The organism is Streptomyces bohaiensis (assembly GCF_012033785.1).
GTDB classification, from domain to species: domain Bacteria; phylum Actinomycetota; class Actinomycetes; order Streptomycetales; family Streptomycetaceae; genus Streptomyces; species Streptomyces bohaiensis.
In genome coordinates this window covers 1-2,031 of sequence record NZ_JAAVJC010000464.1, presented here as the reverse complement: position 1 = coordinate 2,031, position 2,031 = coordinate 1, and the positions used below count along the sequence as shown (strand labels likewise).

The 2,031-nt window shown below is 77.5% G+C and carries 3 protein-coding genes; all 3 read left to right on the top strand.

Annotated elements, in window-relative coordinates:
* The first annotated feature begins 138 nt into the window (after window positions 1-138).
* The 3 genes from HCN52_RS23960 (at window position 139) to HCN52_RS23950 (ending at window position 1,972) form a co-directional block, all read left to right on the top strand.
* Window positions 139-861: a TetR/AcrR family transcriptional regulator gene (locus tag HCN52_RS23960; RefSeq protein WP_168090511.1), complete on the top strand. Its 723-nt coding sequence runs from the start codon at window positions 139-141 to the stop codon at window positions 859-861.
* A 40-nt stretch (window positions 862-901) separates the two neighbouring features.
* Complete coding sequence (locus HCN52_RS23955; RefSeq protein ID WP_312876858.1) at window positions 902-1,246, top strand: DUF8847 domain-containing protein; 345 nt, start codon at window positions 902-904, stop codon at window positions 1,244-1,246.
* 225 nt (window positions 1,247-1,471) lie between these two features.
* Complete coding sequence (locus tag HCN52_RS23950; protein ID WP_168090510.1) at window positions 1,472-1,972, top strand: hypothetical protein; 501 nt, start codon at window positions 1,472-1,474, stop codon at window positions 1,970-1,972.
* Window positions 1,973-2,031: the final 59 nt, after the last annotated feature.

The window sequence follows — 2,031 nt, the reverse complement described above, 5'->3', positions numbered from 1 at the left end:
GGGCCCGGGCGCTGCCCGGGCCGACCGACCAGGGGCGCCGCACGCAGCGCAGGGCCTCTATCACGGCGGACGCCGCCGGGGGCGCGGGAGCCGTGACTCCGGTCCGGGGGTGGAGGGTTACGGCTACCCTTCACCGGTATGAGCACCCGTCACGCCGCATCCGGACCCGCTTACCGCCGGCTGGGCACGGCGGAGCGCAGGGACCAGCTGATCGCGACGGCGCAGTGTCTCTTCGCGCAGCGGCCCCCGGAGCAGGTCTCGCTGGACGACGTGGCGCGGGAGGCGGGGGTGTCGCGGCCGCTGGTCTACCGCTACTTCCCCGGCGGCAAGCAGCAGTTGTACGAAGCGGCGCTCAGCATCGCCGCCGCGGAGCTGGAGAGCTGCTTCGCCGAGCCGCACGAGGGACCGCTGAGCGGGCGGCTGGCCAACGCGCTGGACCGCTACCTCGCCTTCGTCGACGCCCACGGCGAGGGGTTCACCGCACTGCTGAAGGGCGGCAGCGTCGTCGGGACCTCCCGCACCGACGCCATCGTGGACGAGGTGCGGCGCTCGGCCGTGGCCCAGATCATGGCCCACCTGGGGGCGGACACCTCCCACACGCGGCTGCACCTGGCGGTGCGGACCTGGATCACCGCCGTGGAGGCCGCCTCCCTGATCTGGCTGGACGAGGGCAAGGAACCCTCTCTCGACGAACTGCGCGACTGGCTGATGGACCAGTGCGTGACGGTGCTGGCCGTCACGGGCGGGCGCGACCGGACCACGGCGGACCTGCTGCGCACCGCGATGGCGACCGAGCCCGTGGGCGGCCGGGTGGACGCCCTCGCGGCGCGGATCGCCCCGTTGTTCGGCGCGGCGCGATAGCGGTCGCGACGACCGGCGCGCCACCTGGGAGACTGGCAGGGTGCGCAGCGAGGACGTTCCCTTCACCGGTGGACCGCTCGACGGACGGCGGTTGCCCGTCCTGGTCGGGATGACCGGCAGACCGCCGAAGACCTACCGGGTACCGGTGCCGGGCGAGGACGGCACCACCGCGTCGGTGCTCGTCTACCGGCTGCGGGCGACGGGCACCAACCGGCTGGGGTTGCCGTCCGGGTGGCACTACGCCCACGACCCGTCCGGCCGCCCGGCCGAGGGCCCGCGATGGCCGTGGTCGAAACCCCGTGCCGTCGCGGAGACACCGGCGGACGACGCCACGGACCCGCCCCCCGGGGAGTCCCCGCGGGCGGAGCCGCCGCGAAGCGGCTGACGGCGCGGGGGCGCGCGGCCGGCGGCGAGGGTGCCGACTCCGGCGGATCGCCCGTCCGGTGGGACCCGCGTGCGCCGGTCGGGCGGCGCGGTTCACCCGTCCGGCGGCCTCACCGGTACGGACCCGGGCGGGGTGTGCACACCGGGACGGACGGTGGGCGGCCGTGCGCGACGGGTGCGCGCGGGTGCCCGCCGGTGAGCGAACCCGCCGCACCCCGGAGGCACCATGTCCCCGCGCCGCCCCTGGCCCCGCCCGTTCGTCACCTGTGCGCTGGCGCTGACGCTGACCGCCGGCCCGGCCGGTACGCCCCTCGTCCCCGCCGCTGCTGCGCGCCACCAGCCCGGCACGCAGCAGCCGGCGGACCCCGGCGGTGAGGAACCGGCGGAGTCGGCCCAGGCCGACCGAGCGACTGCCGGGCCCGACGCCGAGGACCCCGGCGCCGGCCGGCCGACCGCCCCGGCGGAACCCGGCACGGGCCCGGAGCCCGGTGCCGCGCCGCAGGAACGGGACGCCGCCGCGGTGCTGTCGCGGCTGCGGGACCTCTACCGCGAGATCGGAGCGGCGGAGGAGGCCGCCCGCGTCGGCCAGGAGCGGTTGCGGGCCCAGGAACGCCGGGTGGCGGGTGTCTCGGCAGAGCTGGCGGAGGCCCGTGACGCACTGGCCGCGGCGCGGGCGGCCGCGGGCCGACTGGCCCGGGCGGAGTACCGGGCAGCCCGCCGTTGGTGATCTGGTGCGTGGCGACCAGCCGCAGCCCCCGGGTGCCGGGAGCGGGGCGGGCGGTGACC

Coding starts and splice junctions, on each gene's coding strand:
- HCN52_RS23960 (WP_168090511.1), top strand. CDS start 139: ATGAGCACCCGTCACGCCGCATCCGGACCCGCTTACCGCCGGCTGGGC.
- HCN52_RS23950 (WP_168090510.1), top strand. CDS start 1,472: ATGTCCCCGCGCCGCCCCTGGCCCCGCCCGTTCGTCACCTGTGCGCTG.